Source organism: Vibrio sp. KUL78 (genome assembly GCF_059725505.1).
Genome location: NZ_AP045837.1, coordinates 16110 through 38570, shown reverse-complemented (window position 1 = coordinate 38570; position 22461 = coordinate 16110). Strand labels below are relative to the sequence as shown.

General features: G+C 48.0%; 10 protein-coding genes, 5 tRNA genes, 3 rRNA genes and 2 pseudogenes. 7 read left to right on the top strand and 13 right to left on the bottom strand.

The window, feature by feature from the left end; genetic code table 11:
• Nucleotides 1-11 precede the first annotated feature (11 nt).
• Together AC6I8Y_RS00160 and ubiK are read left to right on the top strand one after the other, a co-directional pair.
• Nucleotides 12-3128 (top strand): multidrug efflux RND transporter permease subunit, encoded by a 3117-nt coding sequence (locus AC6I8Y_RS00160; protein ID WP_394153948.1) that lies wholly within the window; start codon nt 12-14, stop codon nt 3126-3128.
• Between the two features lie 143 nt (nt 3129-3271).
• Nucleotides 3272-3524, top strand: a pseudogene (ubiK, locus tag AC6I8Y_RS00155) (ubiquinone biosynthesis accessory factor UbiK).
• Nucleotides 3525-3645: 121 nt separating this feature from the next.
• Here ubiK and ilvC read toward each other — a convergent pair.
• Nucleotides 3646-5130 carry a ketol-acid reductoisomerase gene (gene ilvC, locus AC6I8Y_RS00150; RefSeq protein WP_006075378.1) on the bottom strand — a complete coding sequence of 495 codons (1485 nt, stop codon included), beginning with the start codon at nt 5128-5130 and terminating at the stop codon, nt 3646-3648.
• Between the two features lie 145 nt (nt 5131-5275).
• Here ilvC and ilvY point away from each other — a divergent pair, with 145 nt between their 5' ends.
• Both ilvY and AC6I8Y_RS00140 read left to right on the top strand, forming a co-directional pair.
• Complete coding sequence (gene ilvY, locus AC6I8Y_RS00145; RefSeq protein WP_498020592.1) at nt 5276-6166, top strand: HTH-type transcriptional activator IlvY; 891 nt, start codon at nt 5276-5278, stop codon at nt 6164-6166.
• Nucleotides 6167-6263: 97 nt separating this feature from the next.
• Nucleotides 6264-7796, top strand: coding sequence for a phospholipase D family protein (locus tag AC6I8Y_RS00140; protein WP_498020591.1), 1533 nt, complete (start codon nt 6264-6266; stop codon nt 7794-7796).
• Between the two features lie 72 nt (nt 7797-7868).
• Here AC6I8Y_RS00140 and AC6I8Y_RS00135 read toward each other — a convergent pair.
• From AC6I8Y_RS00135 to AC6I8Y_RS00085, 11 genes and pseudogenes are all read right to left on the bottom strand, one after another.
• Nucleotides 7869-7945: transfer RNA gene (locus AC6I8Y_RS00135), tRNA-Trp, on the bottom strand.
• 90 nt (nt 7946-8035) lie between these two features.
• Nucleotides 8036-8112, bottom strand: a tRNA-Asp gene (locus AC6I8Y_RS00130).
• Between the two features lie 56 nt (nt 8113-8168).
• A 5S ribosomal RNA gene (gene rrf / locus AC6I8Y_RS00125) occupies nt 8169-8284 on the bottom strand.
• A gap of 91 nt (nt 8285-8375) precedes the next feature.
• Nucleotides 8376-11261: ribosomal RNA gene (locus AC6I8Y_RS00120) — 23S ribosomal RNA — on the bottom strand.
• 319 nt (nt 11262-11580) lie between these two features.
• Nucleotides 11581-11656, bottom strand: a tRNA-Val gene (locus AC6I8Y_RS00115).
• 35 nt (nt 11657-11691) lie between these two features.
• Nucleotides 11692-11767 (bottom strand) — tRNA-Lys (locus tag AC6I8Y_RS00110).
• A 2-nt stretch (nt 11768-11769) separates the two neighbouring features.
• Nucleotides 11770-11845, bottom strand: a tRNA-Glu gene (locus tag AC6I8Y_RS00105).
• Between the two features lie 121 nt (nt 11846-11966).
• A 16S ribosomal RNA gene (locus AC6I8Y_RS00100) occupies nt 11967-13518 on the bottom strand.
• The 16S, 23S and 5S rRNA genes sit together here with 5 tRNA genes alongside, the layout of an rRNA operon.
• A 511-nt stretch (nt 13519-14029) precedes the next feature.
• Complete coding sequence (gene hemG / locus AC6I8Y_RS00095) at nt 14030-14557, bottom strand: menaquinone-dependent protoporphyrinogen IX dehydrogenase (RefSeq protein WP_498020590.1); 528 nt, start codon at nt 14555-14557, stop codon at nt 14030-14032.
• Nucleotides 14558-14603: 46 nt separating this feature from the next.
• A complete protein-coding gene (locus AC6I8Y_RS00090) occupies nt 14604-16061 on the bottom strand; it encodes a TrkH family potassium uptake protein (protein WP_112460744.1) in 1458 nt (485 codons plus the stop codon).
• 31 nt (nt 16062-16092) lie between these two features.
• Nucleotides 16093-16715 (bottom strand): annotated as a pseudogene (locus AC6I8Y_RS00085) (YigZ family protein).
• A gap of 220 nt (nt 16716-16935) precedes the next feature.
• Between AC6I8Y_RS00085 and fadB the strand changes: the two are divergent.
• The 3 genes from fadB to acuI all read left to right on the top strand — a co-directional run bounded on the left by fadB (nt 16936) and on the right by acuI (nt 21435).
• Complete coding sequence (fadB, locus tag AC6I8Y_RS00080) at nt 16936-19104, top strand: fatty acid oxidation complex subunit alpha FadB (RefSeq protein ID WP_498020589.1); 2169 nt, start codon at nt 16936-16938, stop codon at nt 19102-19104.
• A gap of 26 nt (nt 19105-19130) precedes the next feature.
• Nucleotides 19131-20294 (top strand): acetyl-CoA C-acyltransferase FadA, encoded by a 1164-nt coding sequence (gene fadA, locus AC6I8Y_RS00075; RefSeq protein WP_042478154.1) that lies wholly within the window; start codon nt 19131-19133, stop codon nt 20292-20294.
• Between the two features lie 160 nt (nt 20295-20454).
• Nucleotides 20455-21435 (top strand): acrylyl-CoA reductase (NADPH), encoded by a 981-nt coding sequence (gene acuI / locus AC6I8Y_RS00070; protein ID WP_128649930.1) that lies wholly within the window; start codon nt 20455-20457, stop codon nt 21433-21435.
• A gap of 66 nt (nt 21436-21501) precedes the next feature.
• Here acuI and AC6I8Y_RS00065 read toward each other — a convergent pair whose 3' ends face one another.
• Nucleotides 21502-22443: a LysR family transcriptional regulator gene (locus tag AC6I8Y_RS00065; protein WP_252012989.1), complete on the bottom strand. Its 942-nt coding sequence runs from the start codon at nt 22441-22443 to the stop codon at nt 21502-21504.
• Between the last annotated feature and the right edge of the window lie 18 nt (nt 22444-22461).

Sequence of the window (22461 nt, the reverse complement as noted above, 5' to 3'; positions counted from 1 at the left end):
TTGGAGGCAAAATGCGTTTTACTGATATTTTCATAAAACGTCCTGTTCTTGCGGTATCGATCAGCTTCTTGATTGCCTTGCTTGGTTTGCAAGCGGTATTCAAGATGCAGGTACGTGAATACCCAGAAATGACGAATACGGTTGTCACCGTGACAACCAGTTACTACGGTGCAAGTGCCGACTTGATTCAAGGCTTTATTACTCAGCCTCTGGAGCAAGCCGTCGCGCAAGCCGACAACATTGACTACATGACGTCACAGTCTGTGCTTGGTCAATCGACCATCACGGTAAACATGAAGCTTAACACCGACCCGAACGCGGCGCTGTCAGACATTCTGGCAAAGACCAACTCGGTTCGCTCTCAGCTTCCTAAAGAAGCCGAAGACCCAACGGTAACTATGTCGACTGGATCGACGACCGCGGTACTTTATATCGGCTTTACCAGTGATGAGTTGGCGTCGAGTCAGATCACCGACTACCTAGAACGCGTAATCAACCCGCAGCTGTTTACCGTTAACGGCGTATCTAAAGTAGATATGTACGGTGGTATGAAATACGCCCTGCGCGTATGGCTAGACCCACTGAAAATGGCCGCGCTGAAGATGACGGCATCGGACGTGATGAACGTTCTAAATGCCAATAACTATCAGTCAGCAACGGGTCAAGCAACGGGTGAGTTCGTTCTGTATAACGGCAGTGCCGATACTCAGGTATCAAATACCGAAGAACTGAAGAACCTGGTTGTGAGCTCAAGCGACGGTCAAGTGATTCGCTTAGGTGATATCGCGAAAGTGACGCTTGAGAAGAGTCACGATGTATACCGTGCGAGTGCTAACGGTCAAGAAGCCGTCGTAGCGGCTATCAACGCAGCACCGAGTGCCAACCCGATCAACATTGCAGCCGATGTTCTAGACCTTCTTCCTCAGCTTGAGAAGAACCTACCTAGCAACATCAAAATGAACGTGATGTATGACTCAACGGTGGCAATCAACGAATCGATTCAAGAGGTTATCAAAACCATCCTTGAAGCAGCGTTGATCGTACTTGTGGTTATCACTCTGTTCTTGGGTTCATTCCGTGCGGTTCTAATCCCTATCGTTACTATCCCGCTATCACTGATTGGTGTGGCAATGGTGATGCAGGCGATTGGCTTCTCATGGAACCTGATGACGCTGCTAGCGATGGTATTGGCTATCGGTCTGGTGGTAGATGATGCGATCGTTGTACTTGAGAACGTTGACCGTCACATTAAGCTTGGTGAGTCTCCGTTCCGCGCGGCCATCATTGGTACTCGTGAGATTGCGGTACCGGTTATCGCGATGACACTCACACTAGGTGCGGTATACGCGCCGATCGCCTTGATGGGCGGTATCACGGGCTCGCTGTTTAAAGAGTTCGCTCTGACGCTGGCAGGTTCGGTATTTGTATCCGGTATCATCGCATTGACGTTATCGCCAATGATGTGTTCGAAGCTACTTAAAGCGAACGAGACACCAAACCGTTTCGAGCAGAAAGTACATGATGTACTTGATCGCATGACCGCTCGCTACGAGAAAATGCTCACAGCAGTAATGCAGCACCGTCCGGTTATTATCGGCTTTGCAGTTATCGTGTTCGCGTCACTTCCGATGCTGTTCAAGTTCATTCCAAGTGAACTGGCACCGTCAGAAGATAAAGGCGTAGTGATGTTGATGGGTACGGGTCCGTCGAATGCGAACCTAGACTATCTACAAAATACCATGAACGATGTGAACAAGATTCTGAGCGATCAGCCTGAAGTGGCGTTTGCACAGGTGTTTACCGGTGTGCCTAACTCAAACCAAGCGTTTGGTATTGCATCAATGGTGCCGTGGAGTCAACGTGAAGCAAGCCAAGCTGAAGTAGCAAACCGTGTAGGTGCTCTCGTCGCTGAAGTACCGGGTATGGCTGTGACTGCGTTCCAAATGCCAGAACTTCCTGGTGCAGGTTCAGGTCTGCCTATTCAGTTTGTTATCACGACACCAAACAGCTTTGAGAGTTTGTTTACTATCGCGACTGACATCTGGGGTGAAGTACAACAAAACCCACAGTTTGTTTACTCAACACTGGATTTGAACTACGACTCAGCCACGATGAAAATCAATATCGACAAGGATATGGCTGGCGCCTATGGCGTGACCATGCAAGATATCGGTATTACGCTGAGTGCTATGATGGCCGATGGCTACGTGAACCGTATCGACCTAAATGGTCGTTCGTATGAGGTGATTCCTCAGGTTGAGCGTAAGTATCGTCTAAACCCAGAGTCGATGAACATGTACTTCGTGCGTTCCGACGACGGTCAAGCTATCCCACTAGGTAGCCTTATCAGTATCGATGTGGTTGCAGAGCCTCGATCACTACCTCACTTCAACCAGCTGAACTCAGCAACGGTGGGTGCGGTACCGTCACCGGGCGTGGCGATGGGTGACGCGATTGCATGGTTTGAATCGATTGCAGAAAGCAAACTGCCAAGCGGCTACAACCATGACTACATGGGTGAAGCACGTCAGTACGTAACTGAAGGTAGCGCACTGTACGCAACGTTTGGTCTAGCCCTGGCAATCATCTTCTTGGTACTGGCTATTCAGTTCGAGTCGATTAAAGACCCATTCGTTATCATGGTCTCGGTACCGCTAGCGATTTGTGGTGCCTTGATTGCTCTGGCTTGGGGCGCAGCGACCATGAACATTTACTCGCAGGTTGGTTTAATTACCCTAGTTGGTCTAATCACCAAGCACGGTATTCTTATCTGTGAGGTAGCGAAAGAAGAGCAGCTTCTGCATAAGAAGAGCAAGATGGAAGCGGTCATGGAAGCGGCGAAAGTACGTCTTCGCCCAATCCTCATGACCACGGCGGCGATGATCGCAGGTCTTATCCCACTGATGTACGCATCAGGTGCGGGTGCAGCTCAGCGCTTTAGTATCGGTATCGTAATCGTTGCTGGTCTTGCGATTGGTACACTGTTTACGCTATTTGTACTGCCAGTTATCTACACCTACTTGGCAGAGCGTCATAAGCCACTACCTGTATTTGTTGAAGACAAAGACTTAGAGAAAATTGCTCGAGTTGACGAAGCTTCAGCTGCATGCAAAGAGAATCGCGTATAAACAGTTAATGTGATTCTACGTTGTTAGTTAAAAACAGCGTTACTTAGAAAAAGGCCACATTGTGGCCTTTTTTATTACGCTAAATAACGACATTGCCCGGTGGATTACATAGAATAGTGGGATTACTTAAGGAGTTACCAGACATGTTTGACCCAAAGAAACTTGAACAGATTGCTAAGCAGATTCACGACTCTATGCCACAACCCGTGAAAGAGCTTGGTGCGGATGTTGATCAGAAAGTACGTCAAGTGATTCAAGGCCAATTGAATAAGCTCGATGTGGTTAGCCGTGAAGAGTTTGACGTGCAGACTCAAGTACTACTACGTACTCGCCAAAAAGCTAACGGAAATGGAACAAAAGCTTGCCGAGCTAGAGCAAAAGCTAGCTGACAAGTAACCATTTGTTCGCTGCCATCCGAGCATTAAGCTCGAATGGCACAGACAAAAGAAAGGGGCTACCGATTGGTAGCCCCTTTTTACTATGTTGTGTTTACTTTTTTATCTAATTTTTGGTCGGCTTAGCCGCCTACAGCGATGCGCTTCATGTCTGTCATGTAGCCACGTAGCTCTTCACCGATGTATTCAACTGGGTGGTTACGGATAACGTCGTTTACTTCGATTAGTTTGCCGTTATCTACTTGGTTAGATGTCTCACCTAGACCTTTACCGATTACGTCAGTACCCACTGATGGCATGAACTTCTCGCGAAGAAGTGGTGTTGCTACGTTCGCGAATAGGTAGTTACCGTATTCTGCTGTGTCAGAGATGACTACGTTCATTTCGTATAGACGCTTACGTGCAATCGTGTTTGCAATCAGTGGTAGCTCGTGTAGAGACTCGTAGTACGCAGACTCATCAATGATGCCTGATGCCGTCATTGCTTCGAATGCTAGCTCAACACCTGCACGAACCATAGCGACCATTAGAATACCGTTGTCGAAGTACTCTTGCTCAGAGATTTCCACATCTGATGCTGGGTAGTTTTCGAATGCTGTTTCAGCTGTCTCTGCACGCCAACCTAGAAGGTTCACGTCGTCATTTGCCCAGTCAGCCATCATAGTGCTAGAGAATTCGCCTTGGATGATGTCATCCATGTGCTTGTTGTAAAGCGGACGCATTAGGTCTTTTAGCTCTTCAGATAGGTCAAACGCTTTCACTTTCGCAGGGTTAGATAGACGATCCATCATGTGCGTGATGCCACCGAATTTTAGTGCTTCAGTGATGGTTTCCCAACCGAACTGAAGTAGTTTACCTGCGTAGCTTGGGTCGATGCCATCAGCAATCATCTTCTCGTAACATACGATTGAACCTGCTTGTAGCATGCCACATAGGATAGTTTGCTCACCCATTAGGTCAGATTTAACTTCAGCTACGAATGAAGACTCTAGAACACCTGCACGGTGACCGCCTGTTGCTGCAGCCCATGCTTTCGCGATTTCAAGACCATCACCTTGTGGATCGTTTTCTGGGTGAACTGCGATAAGAGTCGGAACACCAAAGCCACGCTTGTATTCTTCACGAACCTCAGTACCTGGACACTTAGGCGCAACCATAACAACCGTTAGGTCTTTACGGATTTGCATACCTTCTTCAACGATGTTGAAGCCGTGAGAGTAGCCTAGAGATGCGCCTTCTTTCATTAGCGGCATTACCGTCTCAACCACGTTAGTGTGCTGCTTGTCTGGAGTTAGGTTAACAACTAGGTCAGCTTGAGGGATTAGGTCTTCGTAGCTACCCACAACGAAGCCGTTGTCTTTCGCGTTTTTGAACGATTGACGCTGCTCATCAATCGCTGCCTGACGAAGTGCGTACGACACGTCTAGGCCAGAATCGCGCATGTTCAAACCTTGGTTTAGGCCTTGAGCACCACAACCAACAATGACTACTTTCTTACCTTTTAGGTAATCCGCTTCTGAAGCAAATTCAGAACGATCCATAAAACGACAACGACCTAGTTGGTCCAATTGCTCACGCAAGTTAAGAGTATTGAAATAGTTAGCCATAGTGGGGCTCTCCTGTTGAATTCTGTCCGTAGTGTCGATGCTTATCATCGAATGACTTCATACTAAAACAGAGACTAAATTGCTTAAAGTGATATATTCACAATTTGTCATTGCAATTAATGCAACTACCGATATCTTTAGTGTTATGAATATTAAAAGTCTCCAAGCTTTCATCCATCTTTGTGAGAGTAAAAGCTTCAGTAAAACCGCGACAGCGATGCACATCAGTGCCTCGGCGCTAAGTCGTCAGATTCAAAAACTTGAGCAGGATACTCATCAAAGCCTATTCCTGCGTGACAACCGATCTGTAGAGCTCACACCCGCAGGTAAAAAGCTGCTACCGATAGCCATCAATATCGTCAGTGAATGGCAGCAGTTTCAATCTGAAAGCCAACATGGTGAGAACGAGCTCAGAGGCAAACTCCGGTTGTTTTGTTCAGTCACCGCCAGCTATAGCCATTTACCTGAGCTGCTTGCGGAGTTCAGGCTGCTCTATCCGTACATCGAATTCGAATTATCGACAGGCGACCCAGCCCAAGCGATAGACAAGGTCATGAACGATGAAACGGATATCGCTATCTCTGCACTGCCTGAATTGCTCCCTGCGCGTCTGGAGTTTGAGACGATTAGTGAGATCCCCTTATCTGTTATTGCACCAGCCGGGGTAAGCAGCTTTGGCTCTGAGCTAGCCGATGGTATGCCTGACTGGAGTAAAATCCCATTCATCGTGCCAGAAGCTGGCACCGCTCGCGAACGTGCAAATTACTGGTTCAAGAAAATGCGTATAAAGCCCAATATCTATGCACAAGTATCCGGTCATGAGGCGATTGTTAGCATGGTGGCATTAGGATGTGGTGTAGGTATTGCGCCAGAAGTCGTCATCGTCAACAGCCCAGTCAGAGACAAGATACAGCGCTTGAAACTAGAGCCTATAAAGCCATTCAAACTCGGTGTGGTGTGTAAGCGCTCTAACTTGGATAACCAGCTACTCTCTGCATTTTGGAAAGTGGCGGAAAAGGTTTATATCCAACCATAACTTGGCTCACTGATTGTTGTGACAGAGAGGTGATACTTTATTACTCTGGTTATCGATATCATATTGCCGATTCTCTGCCCAAAAGGCTTTTACCCTTATGTTCGCATTCAAAAAAACGCTCCTTGCCTCTGCTTCAATTGCTTTGTTTGGCTGCTCGACTGCTCCCGATAGCGTACCAGTCTCGAATAAAGACTATTGTGCCGAACTCGTCGATAAAGAGCGCTTGCCTTTGTCTCACTATACTCAGCCTTTTGAGAGTGAAATGAAAAATGGCACAGGCGTCTATGTTTTAGAGCAAGGGGCTGAAGCAATGATGTCCCGTGCTTGGTTAACAGAGCGCGCTGAAGCCTCTATCGATGTACAGTACTTTATCTTCTCAGTCGACAACGTAGGGTTGATTGCGACTGACTATCTCGTAAGAGCGGCTGAGCGAGGCATAAAGGTGAGAGTTCTTGTCGATGACATCATGCTCAATGCCAAGGGAGATGAACTTCTCATGTTGGCAGCGCATGAGAACTTTGACATCAAGATATATAACCCCAACGCCAATATCGGTAAGAATATAGTTCAAAAGATGACAACTGTTATTACCGACTTTCACGGCATCAACCAACGCATGCACAATAAAGTGTTTTTAGTCGACGACCAGGTAGCGATCACTGGAGGAAGAAATATCGCCGACGAATACTTCGGGTTTGATCATGAGTACAACTTTAGAGATCGCGATGTATTCCTAGCTGGCAAAGCAGTTAACGCGATCGATACCTCCTTCGAGCAATATTGGAATAGCGAGCTCAGTGTCCCAGTCGAAGATCTCTTCAAATCCAACCCATATAACGGCAATCCTGATTTTTCACGATTGCATTCCTATGCGTGTAACCCTGAGCATTTTCATCCCGAGATCAGAGCAGAGATAGATAAGGTACCTGAGACCTTTCAGGCACTATCTAAAGAAGGGAAATTCCTATTCGTTGATAAGGTAGAGTATATAGCGGATGAGCCCGGCAAAAACGATCAACAAACGTTCTTGGGTGGAGGTAGTATCACTCGAGATAAGTTGATCGAGCTAGCAGAGAGTGCTCAATCCTCCATTCTGATCCAAACACCCTATCTGGTCACAACCAAAAAAGATCGAGTCTTTTTACGTAGTCTTGTAGAAAAAGGCATATCCATAAAGATCCTGACGAATAGCTTGGCCTCTAACGACAATCTGGCAGCCTTTAGCGGCTATCAAAGAAATAGGAAACAGCTGCTAGCCACTGGGGTTGAGGTTTATGAATTTAAGCCCGATGCTAAAGTCAGGCAGCGAGTAATGACGGAACACATGTATAAAAAGCTACCAACGACACCTATTTTTGGTCTTCACGCGAAAACAATGACGATTGATGACACCATTACCGTTGTTGGTACCTACAATCTTGACCCACGTAGCGCTCACTTGAACACAGAGAGCTTTGCGATCATCTACTCTCCAGAGATCACTGAGCATGTCTCAGCCGCTTTGAAGGTGGAAATGGAGCCTGAAAATGCATGGCGAATAACTACAGATTTCAATCCAGATAATGAAGTTAGCGTCACTAAAAGGGTCGGAGTGAAACTGCACCGAGTCGTACCTAAGAATATCCTCTAGCTACAGCACCGTTGTTTAGCGACAAACCGCAGAAAAGAAAAAGGCTCCGACCTAAGTCAGAGCCTTTGAATATGGCAGGGGTGGAGAGATTCGAACTCCCAACACGCGGATTTGGAATCCGCTGCTCTGCCAATTGGAGCTACACCCCTAAAGTGATATCTAATCTATGTTATTTAATAACTAAAATCAACACGTTAGATTCAAAAAAGCCTCGTCGTTAGACGAGGCTTCTTAATAAGTGGCGGAGTGGACGGGACTCGAACCCGCGACCCCCGGCGTGACAGGCCGGTATTCTAACCAACTGAACTACCACTCCGCAGTGGTCTATTTAAAGTCTTATCTAAATCGTGCTTTAAACAGATATTGTTCAAAGCCTGGCGATGTCCTACTCTCACATGGGGAAGCCCCACACTACCATCGGCGCTATTGCGTTTCACTTCTGAGTTCGGCATGGAGTCAGGTGGGTCCACAACGCTATGGTCGCCAAGCAAATTCTTTAATTCGGAAAACTGATTTTAAAAGTTCTGAACTCACATTCAATGTTCTACTTTGAGTCCATCAAAACCCTTTGGGTGTTGTATGGTTAAGCCTCACGGGCAATTAGTACAGGTTAGCTCAACGCCTCACAACGCTTACACACCCTGCCTATCAACGTTCTAGTCTCGAACAACCCTTTAGGACACTTAAAGTGCCAGGGAAGACTCATCTCAGGGCTCGCTTCCCGCTTAGATGCTTTCAGCGGTTATCGATTCCGAACTTAGCTACCGGGCAATGCGATTGGCATCACAACCCGAACACCAGAGGTTCGTCCACTCCGGTCCTCTCGTACTAGGAGCAGCCCCCTTCAATCTTCCAACGCCCACGGCAGATAGGGACCGAACTGTCTCACGACGTTCTAAACCCAGCTCGCGTACCACTTTAAATGGCGAACAGCCATACCCTTGGGACCGACTTCAGCCCCAGGATGTGATGAGCCGACATCGAGGTGCCAAACACCGCCGTCGATATGAACTCTTGGGCGGTATCAGCCTGTTATCCCCGGAGTACCTTTTATCCGTTGAGCGATGGCCCTTCCATTCAGAACCACCGGATCACTATGACCTGCTTTCGCACCTGCTCGAATTGTCATTCTCGCAGTCAAGCGGGCTTATGCCATTGCACTAACCTCACGATGTCCAACCGTGATTAGCCCACCTTCGTGCTCCTCCGTTACTCTTTGGGAGGAGACCGCCCCAGTCAAACTACCCACCAGGCACTGTCCGCAACCCCGATAAGGGGTCAACGTTAGAACATCAACACTACAAGGGTGGTATTTCAAGGACGGCTCCACTAATACTGGCGTACTAGTTTCAAAGCCTCCCACCTATCCTACACATGTAGGGTCAATGTTCAGTGCCAAGCTGTAGTAAAGGTTCACGGGGTCTTTCCGTCTAGCCGCGGGTACACTGCATCTTCACAGCGATTTCAATTTCACTGAGTCTCGGGTGGAGACAGCGTGGCCATCATTACGCCATTCGTGCAGGTCGGAACTTACCCGACAAGGAATTTCGCTACCTTAGGACCGTTATAGTTACGGCCGCCGTTTACCGGGGCTTCGATCAAGAGCTTCGACCGAAGTCTAACCCCATCAATTAACCTTCCGGCACCGGGCAGGCGTCACACCGTATACGTCATCTTACGATTTTGCACAGTGCTGTGTTTTTAATAAACAGTTGCAGCCACCTGGTATCTGCGACTCCCCATAGCTCCATCCGCAAGGGACTTCACCGCGAGGAGCGTACCTTCTCCCGAAGTTACGGTACCATTTTGCCTAGTTCCTTCACCCGAGTTCTCTCAAGCGCCTTGGTATTCTCTACCCGACCACCTGTGTCGGTTTGGGGTACGATTCCTTACAATCTGAAGCTTAGAGGCTTTTCCTGGAAGCATGGCATCAATGACTTCACTACCGTAGTAGCTCGACGTCGTGTCTCAGCCTTAAAAAGAGCCGGATTTACCTAACTCTTAAGCCTACGCACTTGAACCTGGACAACCGTCGCCAGGCCCACCTAGCCTTCTCCGTCCCCCCATCGCAATTGTAAGAAGTACGGGAATATTAACCCGTTTCCCATCGACTACGCCTTTCGGCCTCGCCTTAGGGGTCGACTCACCCTGCCCCGATTAACGTTGGACAGGAACCCTTGGTCTTCCGGCGAGGAGGTTTTTCACCCCCTTTATCGTTACTCATGTCAGCATTCGCACTTCTGATACCTCCAGCAAACCTTACAGTTCACCTTCAACGGCTTACAGAACGCTCCCCTACCCAATATACAAAGTATATTGCCGCAGCTTCGGTTTATAGCTTAGCCCCGTTACATCTTCCGCGCAGGCCGACTCGACTAGTGAGCTATTACGCTTTCTTTAAATGATGGCTGCTTCTAAGCCAACATCCTAGCTGTCTAAGCCTTCCCACATCGTTTCCCACTTAGCTATAATTTGGGACCTTAGCTGGCGGTCTGGGTTGTTTCCCTCTCCACGACGGACGTTAGCACCCGCCGTGTGTCTCCCGGATAGTACTTACTGGTATTCGGAGTTTGCAAAGGGTTGGTAAGTCGGGATGACCCCCTAGCCTTAACAGTGCTCTACCCCCAGTAGTATTCGTCCGAGGCTCTACCTAAATAGATTTCGGGGAGAACCAGCTATCTCCAGGTTTGATTGGCCTTTCACCCCTAGCCACAAGTCATCCGCTAATTTTTCAACATTAGTCGGTTCGGTCCTCCAGTTGATGTTACTCAACCTTCAACCTGCCCATGGCTAGATCACCTGGTTTCGGGTCTATATCCAGAGACTGAACGCCCAGTTAAGACTCGGTTTCCCTACGGCTCCCTAAACGGTTAACCTTGCCACTGAATATAAGTCGCTGACCCATTATACAAAGGTACGCAGTCACACCACGAAGGTGCTCCTACTGCTTGTACGTACACGGTTTCAGGTTCTATTTCACTCCCCTCACAGGGGTTCTTTTCGCCTTTCCCTCACGGTACTGGTTCACTATCGGTCAGTCAGTAGTATTTAGCCTTGGAGGATGGTCCCCCCATATTCAGACAGGATATCACGTGTCCCGCCCTACTCGATTTCACTGATGATGAGATGTCGGTTACGGGGCTATCACCCTGTATCGCGGCACTTTCCAGAGCCTTCACCTGTCTCATTAAAAGCTTAAGGGCTAATCCAATTTCGCTCGCCGCTACTTTCGGAATCTCGGTTGATTTCTCTTCCTCGGGGTACTTAGATGTTTCAGTTCCCCCGGTTCGCCTCGCTGAGCTATGTATTCACTCAGCGATACCTACTTATGCAGGTGGGTTTCCCCATTCAGGAATCTCAGACTCAAAGGTTATTACTACCTAATCTGAGCTTATCGCAAGTTATTACGCCTTTCATCGCCTCTGACTGCCAAGGCATCCACCGTGTACGCTTAGTCACTTAACCATACAACCCCAAAGGGTCTTTGTTACGTAACCAAAGTTGTCTGCATTTTTATACATGTGCAGACTCGATTTTGCCGGACTCAAATTCCAAGAACACTTGAATGTGTGTTGGTACCTACATCTTTCGATATAGGATTTGAGAACTTTTAAATGAATAACATTAATCAAATGTTATTCGTCAGCTTTCCAAATTGTTAAAGAGCTATGCAAACTAATTGCACTTTCTAAAGATTCTCGGTGCCTAGCGGCGTCAAAAATTCCAACCACGTACGCTTTACTGAAGTGGTTTGGAAATTCTTAATCCAAAAATTCTTAGAGAGTGGTGGGCGATACCGGGCTCGAACCAGTGACCCCCTCCTTGTAAGGGAGGTGCTCTCCCAACTGAGCTAATCGCCCACATTTAGTTTTTTTACATTTCCCGTGGAAGGAAATGGTGGGTCGTGCAGGATTCGAACCTGCGACCAATTGATTAAAAGTCAACTGCTCTACCAACTGAGCTAACGACCCAATGGTATCCCGTAGGGGAGTCGAACCCCTGTTACCGCCGTGAAAGGGCGGTGTCCTAGGCCTCTAGACGAACGGGACACTGCTTGTTTATTTCCGCTTTAAAAAGCGAAAGCAAACCTGTAAGTGTTGGGCACTTACATTTCTCTTTACATCATAAACCATCAATCTGTGTGAACACTCATCGCAATAATCTTTCGTATAAGGAGGTGATCCAGCCCCAGGTTCCCCTAGGGCTACCTTGTTACGACTTCACCCCAGTCATGAACCACAAAGTGGTGAGCGTCCTCCCGAAGGTTAAACTACCCACTTCTTTTGCAGCCCACTCCCATGGTGTGACGGGCGGTGTGTACAAGGCCCGGGAACGTATTCACCGTGGCATTCTGATCCACGATTACTAGCGATTCCGACTTCATGGAGTCGAGTTGCAGACTCCAATCCGGACTACGACGCACTTTTTGGGATTCGCTCACTTTCGCAAGTTGGCCGCCCTCTGTATGCGCCATTGTAGCACGTGTGTAGCCCTACTCGTAAGGGCCATGATGACTTGACGTCGTCCCCACCTTCCTCCGGTTTATCACCGGCAGTCTCCCTGGAGTTCCCACCCGAAGTGCTGGCAAACAAGGATAAGGGTTGCGCTCGTTGCGGGACTTAACCCAACATTTCACAACACGAGCTGACGACAGCCATGCAGCACCTGTCTCAGAGTTCCCGAAGGCACCAAAGCATCTCTGCTAAGTTCTCTGGATGTCAAGAGTAGGTAAGGTTCTTCGCGTTGCATCGAATTAAACCACATGCTCCACCGCTTGTGCGGGCCCCCGTCAATTCATTTGAGTTTTAATCTTGCGACCGTACTCCCCAGGCGGTCTACTTAACGCGTTAGCTCCGAAAGCCACGGCTCAAGGCCACAACCTCCAAGTAGACATCGTTTACGGCGTGGACTACCAGGGTATCTAATCCTGTTTGCTCCCCACGCTTTCGCATCTGAGTGTCAGTATCTGTCCAGGGGGCCGCCTTCGCCACCGGTATTCCTTCAGATCTCTACGCATTTCACCGCTACACCTGAAATTCTACCCCCCTCTACAGTACTCTAGTCAGCCAGTTTCAAATGCAGTTCCGAGGTTGAGCCCCGGGCTTTCACATCTGACTTAACTAACCACCTGCATGCGCTTTACGCCCAGTAATTCCGATTAACGCTCGCACCCTCCGTATTACCGCGGCTGCTGGCACGGAGTTAGCCGGTGCTTCTTCTGCAGCTAACGTCAAATGATGCCGCTATTAACGACACCACCTTCCTCACTGCTGAAAGTGCTTTACAACCCGAAGGCCTTCTTCACACACGCGGCATGGCTGCATCAGGCTTGCGCCCATTGTGCAATATTCCCCACTGCTGCCTCCCGTAGGAGTCTGGACCGTGTCTCAGTTCCAGTGTGGCTGATCATCCTCTCAGACCAGCTAGGGATCGTCGCCTTGGTGAGCCATTACCTCACCAACTAGCTAATCCCACCTGGGCATATCCTGACGCGAGAGGCCCGAAGGTCCCCCTCTTTGAGCCGAAGCTATTATGCGGTATTAGCCATCGTTTCCAATGGTTATCCCCCACATCAGGGCAATTTCCCAGGCATTACTCACCCGTCCGCCGCTCGACGCCGTTAACGTTCCCCGAAGGTTCAGTTAACTCGTTTCCGCTCGACTTGCATGTGTTAGGCCTGCCGCCAGCGTTCAATCTGAGCCATGATCAAACTCTTCAATTTAAGATTTTGTTCGGCTCAATGAATACTGAACATTACATAAAAGTAATGTTTGAATTGACTGTGCTCTTATTGGTTTTCACTTTTGAAAAAGTAAAACAAAACAGCTCAAGGCTGCTGCCCAATTCGAATGGTCACTTCGTTTCATTGAAACCTAATTTGAAACCGAAGTTTCTAATTTGATTATCATCAACGAGTGCCCACACAGATTGATAGGTTTATATTGTTAAAGAGCTTGTTTCGAGCTTCGGACTAAGCGTCCTTCTCGAAACGGACGGCCATTTTAGCGAGATAAGTTTTCGTGTCAACCACTTTTTTCAACTTATTTTGCTAAGCTTCTTAGAAGCTTGTGTCCTTCTGACTCGTTGGGGATTTCGTTGTCCTTTCCCGTGTCAGCGAGGGGGCATTATAGAGATCGGATTAAAGTTGGCAACCCTTTTTTTAAAGTTTTTCGGTTTTTTTTATCGTTCGCTTAAAAACGAGTCAAAACGGCGTAAAAAACAACGTTTTCTCTCTATAGCTGGGCAAATTTCTCAGCAAACAGCCCCACTTTCTCCCAATTGGTGTACTCAACTTCTTTGGAGGTATCCGTTTCGCCACCTGTCATGGTCATAATTAGCTTAATCATAAAGCGATCAAACGAATTATAACGAGGGTAATAGAGGGCACCGGCAAAAACACCAATAAGGGTCGGTTGCCAAGGCGACTTTTTAAGAAACGTCTTTATGTAGGCACTGCCTTCTGGCGTATCTTTACCTTGGTCTTCTTTTCTTGCCGTCAGGTTCACGCAGAAAAACGCCGCCTTCATCTCACTCAGTTGCTGTTGGTTTGCTTCAATAAACTGGTACAGCTTCTTATTCAGATGGCCATAGCGAATAGAGGCACCAATCAGTACTTTGTCATAGTCACTCAGATTTACATCTGGGTTTTCATGCAGGTTAATAGAGGCAGCATCATTGTGACCAAGCTGCTCAGCGATACGCCCAATGATTTTCTTTGTTTGTCCTTCGCGAGAAGAATAGAGATAGAGAACTTTTTCCACGATAATTTCCTTCGCTGCCATCTATTAATAATTAGCTATTGATGAATTAGCTTCGCCAGAATGCTGGCGTTAGTAGTATAAGAAGAGTGAACACTTCCAATCGCCCAAATAGCATCGACACAATCAGTACCCATTTCGCCTTGTCGTTCACATCACCAAAGTGAAGAGCCACCTCACCAAGACCTGGACCCAGGTTATTCAGTGTCGCCGCTACGGCAGAGAAAGCACTCAGCTCATCCATACCCGTTGCGATAAGTGCCAACATACACACCACAAACACCAGCGCGTAAGCGGAGAAGAACCCCCATACTGCATCGACAACGCGCTGTGATAGAGCTGTTCCGCCAACCTTGATGGTATACACCGCTCTTGGGTGAACCAAACGCTTCATTTCACGGGCACCTTGCAATGTCAGTAGAAGAATACGAATAACCTTCATGCCGCCACCCGTTGAACCCGCGCACCCACCAATAAATGAAGAGAACAGCAGGAGTACCGGCAAGAACAGTGGCCACTCAGAGAACCCCGTTGTGGTAAATCCGGCCGTCGTCGATATCGAGACTGACTGGAACAGAGCCTGATCGAACGCATCGTACATGGAATTGTAGGAGTGATGCTCAAGTAAGATAAGGAAGCACACCAAAAACAGAACCACCTGAATAAAGATGAAGGCTCTAAACTCAGGATCTTTCCAATAATATTTAGGATGCACGCCGCCAGAGGCAAAAGCCGCAAAGTGCAAAGAATAGTTACACGCAGAGATCAACAGGAATACAACGGTAATCATGTTGATAGCCGGGCTGTTGAAATAACCCATACTCGCATCGTGTGTCGAGAAGCCGCCAATCGCAATCGTCGAGAAGCTATGGGCGATGGCATCAAATGGTGTCATGCCTGCCACCCAAAACGCCGCTGCACAGGCAATAGTTAGACTGAGATAGATGTACCAAAGCGCTTTTGCAGTCTCTGCAATACGCGGCGTCATCTTACTGTCTTTCACTGGTCCAGGGATCTCTGCCCGATAGAGCTGCATCCCACCGATACCAAGTACCGGCAATATGGCCACAGCAAGTACGATGATACCCATACCACCAAACCACTGAAGTAGCTGACGATAGAACAAAATCGCTTTAGGAAGCTCATCCAAGCCAACGATCACTGTCGCCCCTGTCGTCGTGAGTGCCGAGAAGGATTCAAAGAAGGCATCCGTGACAGAGACATTGGGATAATCAGAAATCAAAAATGGCAGTGCACCCGCACTACCGATTACGGTCCAAAACAGTACAACAATAAGGAAGCCATCTCTGGCTTTGAGCTCGTGTTTATGACGACGGTTTGGAAACCAGAAAAACCCGCCACAAACAAGTAGGACGAAAAAGGTGGTCACAAAAGGCACACCCGCACCATCTCGATAAATCAGTGCGACTAAAGCGGGTGCGAGCATTGAAACGCTAAACAGAGCGAGTAGCAGTCCGACAATGCGAATTATGGATCGAAATTGCATATGAGTTGATGAAGCGCTGCTTCGTTACGTCCTAGTTGTTTTCTACTGGGGAGACCATTGCCTTGGCTCCGCTTTTATTAATGATACTCTGCGTCAGTGCATCAACATGGTTCACTTCTAACTCAACGATCAGAATGACCTTGTCGGTGTAGTGCGACTCGACCTCAACCGCTTCGAAACGACTCAGCTCGGCTTGAGCTATAGACACGAATGCATAGTCTAACTCTAGACGTAATTGTGTGGTGATTTTTTTTCGATTGTTTGAATCAGCTTAAGTGCTTGTTGTACACCGCCACCATAAGCCTTCACCAAACCGCCCGTGCCAAGCTTGATACCACCAGAATAGCGCGTGACCACCGCAGTGAGCTCTCCAATACCAGAACCACTAAGCTGCGCTAAGATAGGCTTACCTGCGGTGCCAGACGGCTCACCGTCATCACTAAAGCCCCACATCATCGAATTTTCAGGACGTCCCGCTACAAAGCCCCAACAATTATGTCGGGCACTACTGTGCTGTTTCTTCACTTGATCAACAAATGCTTTTGCCAACTCAATACTCGGCGTATGAGCGATTTGCGTGATGAACACGCTCTTTTTGATCTCTTCTTCAAAAAGAACTGGGTGCTCAGGTATCAAGTATGCAGTTGAGTTCATTGGCTTTTACGAGGTTTGTCGCCTAAAAAGGGGTATTCTAGCACGAGCAATAGCAATTGACTCCAAGATTGGACACTGGTCATAATGTTAAACAGTTGTTTAAAAAATGTATTGAAATTAAATTCGATGCGGTACACACTTAAATAACTGGTCTAACCAGAAGTAAAACTATAACAACCGCTTTCACACAATCACGGATTGTCTGTCACGGAGAATGACAATGATTTACCAATCTGAAACTCTACAGGTAAAGGAAGTACGCAGCGGCATCGCCGAGCTGTGCTTTAGCTCTCCCCAGTCGGTCAATAAACTTGATCTGGCTACTCTCGAATCTTTAGACAAAGCCCTCGATGCGCTTGCTGCATGGAGAGATCTTAAGGGACTAATCCTAACGACGGATAAAAGTGCCTTTATTGTGGGCGCTGACATCACTGAGTTCCTTGGTTTGTTTGCAAAACCAAAAGCCGAACTCAAAGAATGGCTAGGATTCGCTAACAACATTTTCAATAAACTGGAAGATTTGCCAGTACCAACGCTATCAGCACTAAAAGGCCACACCCTAGGCGGTGGCTGTGAGTGCGTATTGGCGACGGACTTTAGAATTGGTGACAAGACCACCAGCATCGGCCTACCAGAAACAAAACTGGGTATTATGCCGGGTTTTGGCGGCACTGTTCGTTTGCCAAGATTGATTGGCGCTGACAGTGCCATGGAAATCATCACGCAAGGCAAAGCCTGCAGAGCCAATGAAGCGTTGAAAGTCGGTCTTATCGACGCCATCGTCGAAACCGACGCACTGTATGATTCCGCTCTGAACACTATCGAGCTTGCCATCAACGAAAAAATTGACTGGAAAGCGCGCCGCCAAGCAAAAGTATCACCACTGACTCTTAGCAAACTTGAATCCATGATGAGCTTCACTATGGCGAAAGGTATAGTGGCACAAAAAGCGGGACCTCATTACCCAGCGCCAATGGCCGCAGTCAAAACGATTGAAGAGGCAGCACGATTTGGTCGTGATGAGGCGCTTGATGTAGAAGCAAACTACTTCATCAACCTTGCAGGCTCTGACGTAGCCAACGCATTGGTTGGCATCTTCCTTAATGATCAGTACATCAAAGGCCTTGCTAAGAAAGCCGCTAAGTCAGGCAAAGAGACTGAGCGCGCAGCAGTACTGGGCGCCGGTATTATGGGTGGCGGTATCGCTTACCAATCTGCGCTAAAAGGTGTACCTGTCATCATGAAAGACATTGCTCAAGCATCCCTTGAGCTAGGTATGACCGAAGCCTCTAAACTGCTCAACAAACGTTTACAACGTGGACGTATCGACGGATTTAAGATGGCTGGCGTGCTGGCTTCAATTACCCCTAGCCTGCATTACGCCGGTATTGAGCAAAGCGATGTGATTGTGGAAGCGGTGGTAGAGAATCCAAAAATCAAAGCCGCAGTACTGAGTGAAGTCGAAGAGATGGTGGGCGAAAACACCGTCATCGCCTCTAACACCTCAACCATTCCTATCAATGTTCTTGCGAAGTCTCTAAAACGCCCAGAAAACTTCTGTGGTATGCACTTCTTTAACCCAGTACACCGCATGCCATTGGTCGAAATCATTCGCGGTGAGCATACCTCGGAAGAAACCATCAACCGCGTTGTTGCTTACGCAGCGAAAATGGGTAAATCCCCTATCGTTGTCAACGACTGCCCTGGGTTCTTCGTTAACCGTGTTCTATTCCCATACTTTGGCGGCTTTAGTCAGCTACTGGCGGATGGCGCAGACTTCATTCAGATCGATAAAATCATGGAGCGCAAGTTTGGCTGGCCGATGGGCCCTGCTTACCTACTTGATGTGGTGGGCATTGATACCGCGCACCATGCACAAGCGGTGATGGCGGAAGGCTTCCCAGAGCGAATGGCAAAAGATCAGCGTGATTCCATTGATGTGCTATTTGAAAACACTCGCTATGGTCAGAAGAATGGCTCAGGTTTTTATGCGTACACCACGGACAAGCGCGGTCGTCCTAAGAAAGCACCAAGTGAAGACATCAATTCACTGCTTGAGTCAGTCAGCAAACCTGCACAATCGTTCGATGATGACACCATTATTCAGCGCATGATGATTCCAATGATCAACGAAGTCGTACTGTGTTTGGAAGAGGGCATCATTGCGACACCACAAGAAGCAGATATGGCATTGGTTTATGGCCTAGGCTTCCCTCCATTTAGAGGTGGTGTGTTCCGCTATCTAGACAGTATCGGTATCGATAACTACGTTGTGATGGCGAAGCAATATGAGTCGCTAGGTGCAATGTACAAGGTGCCTCAGTCGCTGGTCGATATGGCAAGCTCTGGCAAGCGCTTCTATGACGTGCAGCAAGCTAGCTCACTGTAACCACCGATTGGATGAGGAATATCAAAATGAAAAATGTTGTCGTTGTTGATTGTCTTCGTACACCTATGGGTCGTTCCAAGGGTGGTGCATTTAGACATCAGCGTGCTGAAGACTTATCGGCACATCTAATGAAAGGTATCTTGGCTCGCAACCCACAAGTGAAGCCAGAAGAGATTGAAGATATCTACTGGGGCTGTGTACAGCAAACCCTAGAGCAAGGTTTTAACGTTGCTCGTAACGCAGCGCTACTTGCAGGCCTACCGATTGAAATTGGTGCGGTCACGGTAAACCGTCTGTGTGGTTCATCTATGCAGGCATTGCATGACGCGGCGCGCTCAATCATGGTTGGCGATGCTGAGATCTGCCTAATTGGTGGTGTTGAGCACATGGGGCACGTCCCTATGACGCACGGTGTCGACTTCCACCCTCAGCTTTCTAAGAATGTCGCGAAAGCGGCGGGCATGATGGGTCTCACCGCCGAAATGCTGGGAAAACTGCATGGCATCAGCCGTGAGCAACAAGATGAGTTTGCAGCGCGAAGCCACCAACGAGCGCAAGCAGCAACGCTTGAAGGTCGCTTTAAGAACGAGATCTTGCCGACCGAAGGTCATGCAGAAGATGGTTCACTGTTTACCCTTGATTACGATGAGGTGATTCGTCCAGAAACCAATGTTGAAGGGCTATCTAAGCTTCGTCCAGTATTTGACCCTGCAAATGGCACGGTAACCGCAGGTACGTCATCGGCACTGTCTGATGGTGCGTCTGCCATGCTGATCATGAGCGAAGAGAAAGCTAACGAGCTTGGTTTAACCATTCGCGCGAAGATCCGCTCTATGGCCATTGCTGGCTGCGATCCGTCGATTATGGGTTACGGCCCGGTGCCAGCCACGCAAAAAGCACTGAAGCGTGCAGGTCTAACGATGGACGACATCGATATTGTTGAGCTAAACGAAGCATTTGCGGCTCAATCTCTGCCATGTGCTAAAGATCTTGGTCTACTGGATGTGGTCGATGAAAAGGTTAACCTGAATGGCGGCGCAATCGCTCTCGGTCACCCATTGGGTTGCTCGGGCTCTCGTATCTCGACCACACTTATCAATATCATGGAAAACAAAGACGCTAAGATCGGTCTTGCCACTATGTGTATTGGTTTGGGTCAAGGTATTGCAACCATCTTTGAAAGACCGTAGCCCTCTCATTACGGTTCTTCAACGCAAACAGCCCCGATTTCGGGGCTGTTTTTATTTATGCACAAAACGCATACATCTAATGTTGAAGTTTCATTGTTTTTTTTCGAATTTCTCACCTACACTTTGCATCAGATAACACTTCAACTCATTGGAGAACATCATGTTCAAAGCACTGTTACTTAACCAAGAAGACAAAAAAACAATCGCTACTATTTCTCAGGTAGACGAGTCACAGCTTCCAGAAGGTAATGTAAAAATAGATGTAAAATATTCATCTTTGAACTACAAAGATGGGTTGGCGATTACCGGTAAAGGTAAAATCATCCGCAATTTCCCAATGGTACCGGGTATCGATCTTTCTGGCGTAGTGTCGCAATCAGACGACCCTCGTTACAAGGAAGGCGACGAAGTGGTTCTCACTGGCTGGGGGGTCGGTGAGAATCACTGGGGTGGCATGGCTGAGAAAGCGAGCCTAAACGGTGACTGGCTAGTGCCAATGCCAGCAGGTCTCGATGCAGAAAAAGTGATGGCTATCGGTACTGCAGGTTTTACTGCGATGCTATGTGTACAAGCCATTGTTGATGCAGGCGTAAAACCAGAAGACGGCGAAGTACTGGTCACAGGCGCAAGTGGCGGTGTGGGTAGTGTGTCTGTTACGCTACTTAACCAACTAGGTTATAAAGTGGCGGCAGTAACAGGCCGCGCTTCAGCGAACGGCGAACTACTAAAATCACTCGGTGCATCACGCATTGTTGAGCGCAGCGAACTGGAAGAGCCAGCGAAACCGCTTGAGCGTCAATTCTGGGCTGCCGCTGTCGATACCGTAGGCAGTAACATGCTTGCTAAAGTGCTTGCGCAAGTGAACTACAACGGTGTTGTCGCAGCATGTGGTCTAGCGGGTGGCTTTGACCTACCTACTACAGTGATGCCATTTATCCTGCGTAACGTGCGTCTACAAGGTGTTGATTCTGTAATGTGCCCACGCGAAAAACGCATCAAAGCTTGGGAACAGCTAGCGACGCTACTTCCTGAGTCATACTATGCACAAGCAAGCAAAACCGTAGCGCTAGAAGATGCGATTCAAGCGGCAGAAGACATCACTAACGGTGCTGTAACAGGTCGCGTTACTATTAAAATCTAATTGGTAACAGCCTCATTAGAGAAAAGGCTCTCATCACGAGAGCCTTTTTTGCATCTGGGAAGGTCATTAACCTAAACCCACATCTTCAATTCGTTTCGCGATCAACTTTCCACACTCTTCTTTTACTACCGAGCGAAGCCATTTCTGAGACTCCGAGGTATCGCATCGCGCATGCCAAATCAGAGAATAATCAAACGGAGTAAAAGCAAAAGGCAGCGGTTTAATTACTAGATCGTAGCGATCTGCTACTAAATAGGCGAGATCAGCAGGCACAGTAATGATCAATGGCATGCTATCGACTATCGCCAATGCCGCTTCAAGATGATAGGCACGCAGCACCATTTTTCGGGGGTTTTGGTTGATAAGTGCGGCGTCCAACAGAGCTTTAACACCGTCACTGATCGCAATCATGGCATGAGGTGCGTTGATGTAATCTTCAAGTGATAAAGGTTTATCCGCTAACGGATGTTGCTTAGAAACTAAACAAGAGACGCCGACAGGGCCCAAGACTTCTTGATGCAAAGGCGTAACCGAACCCGTGGGACGGCAGATTGCCATATCGACCTTATCGGTGCTGAGCTGCTTGAAAAGGCTCTCGTGTTGCAGCGGAGCGAACTCCAAAGAGATGTTAGGCGCGAGCTGATAAATCTTCGGTAGTGCATAAGGAAGGATGGTTTGCATCGCATAGTCAGTCGTCGCGATGAGAAAGCGCTCATTACAATAGTAGGGATTGAACTCACTGGGTGTCAGCAACTGACGGAAGGACTCTAACGGTTGGTCAATTTGCTTACATATCTCGAGCGCTTTACTGGTAGGAATGATTCGCTGTCCTTGACGGGTGAAAAGCGGATCCCCTAATAAGTCTCTCAATCGACCTAACACTCGACTCGTTGCAGATTGGCTTAGGTTGAGTCGCACGGCCGCTTGACTAACACTGCCCTCTTCCACCAGCACCTTCAATGCCACCAATAAATTGAGGTCGCGACGATAGATTTCTTCGAGTTCCATAAGCTCTTCCTACGTAAT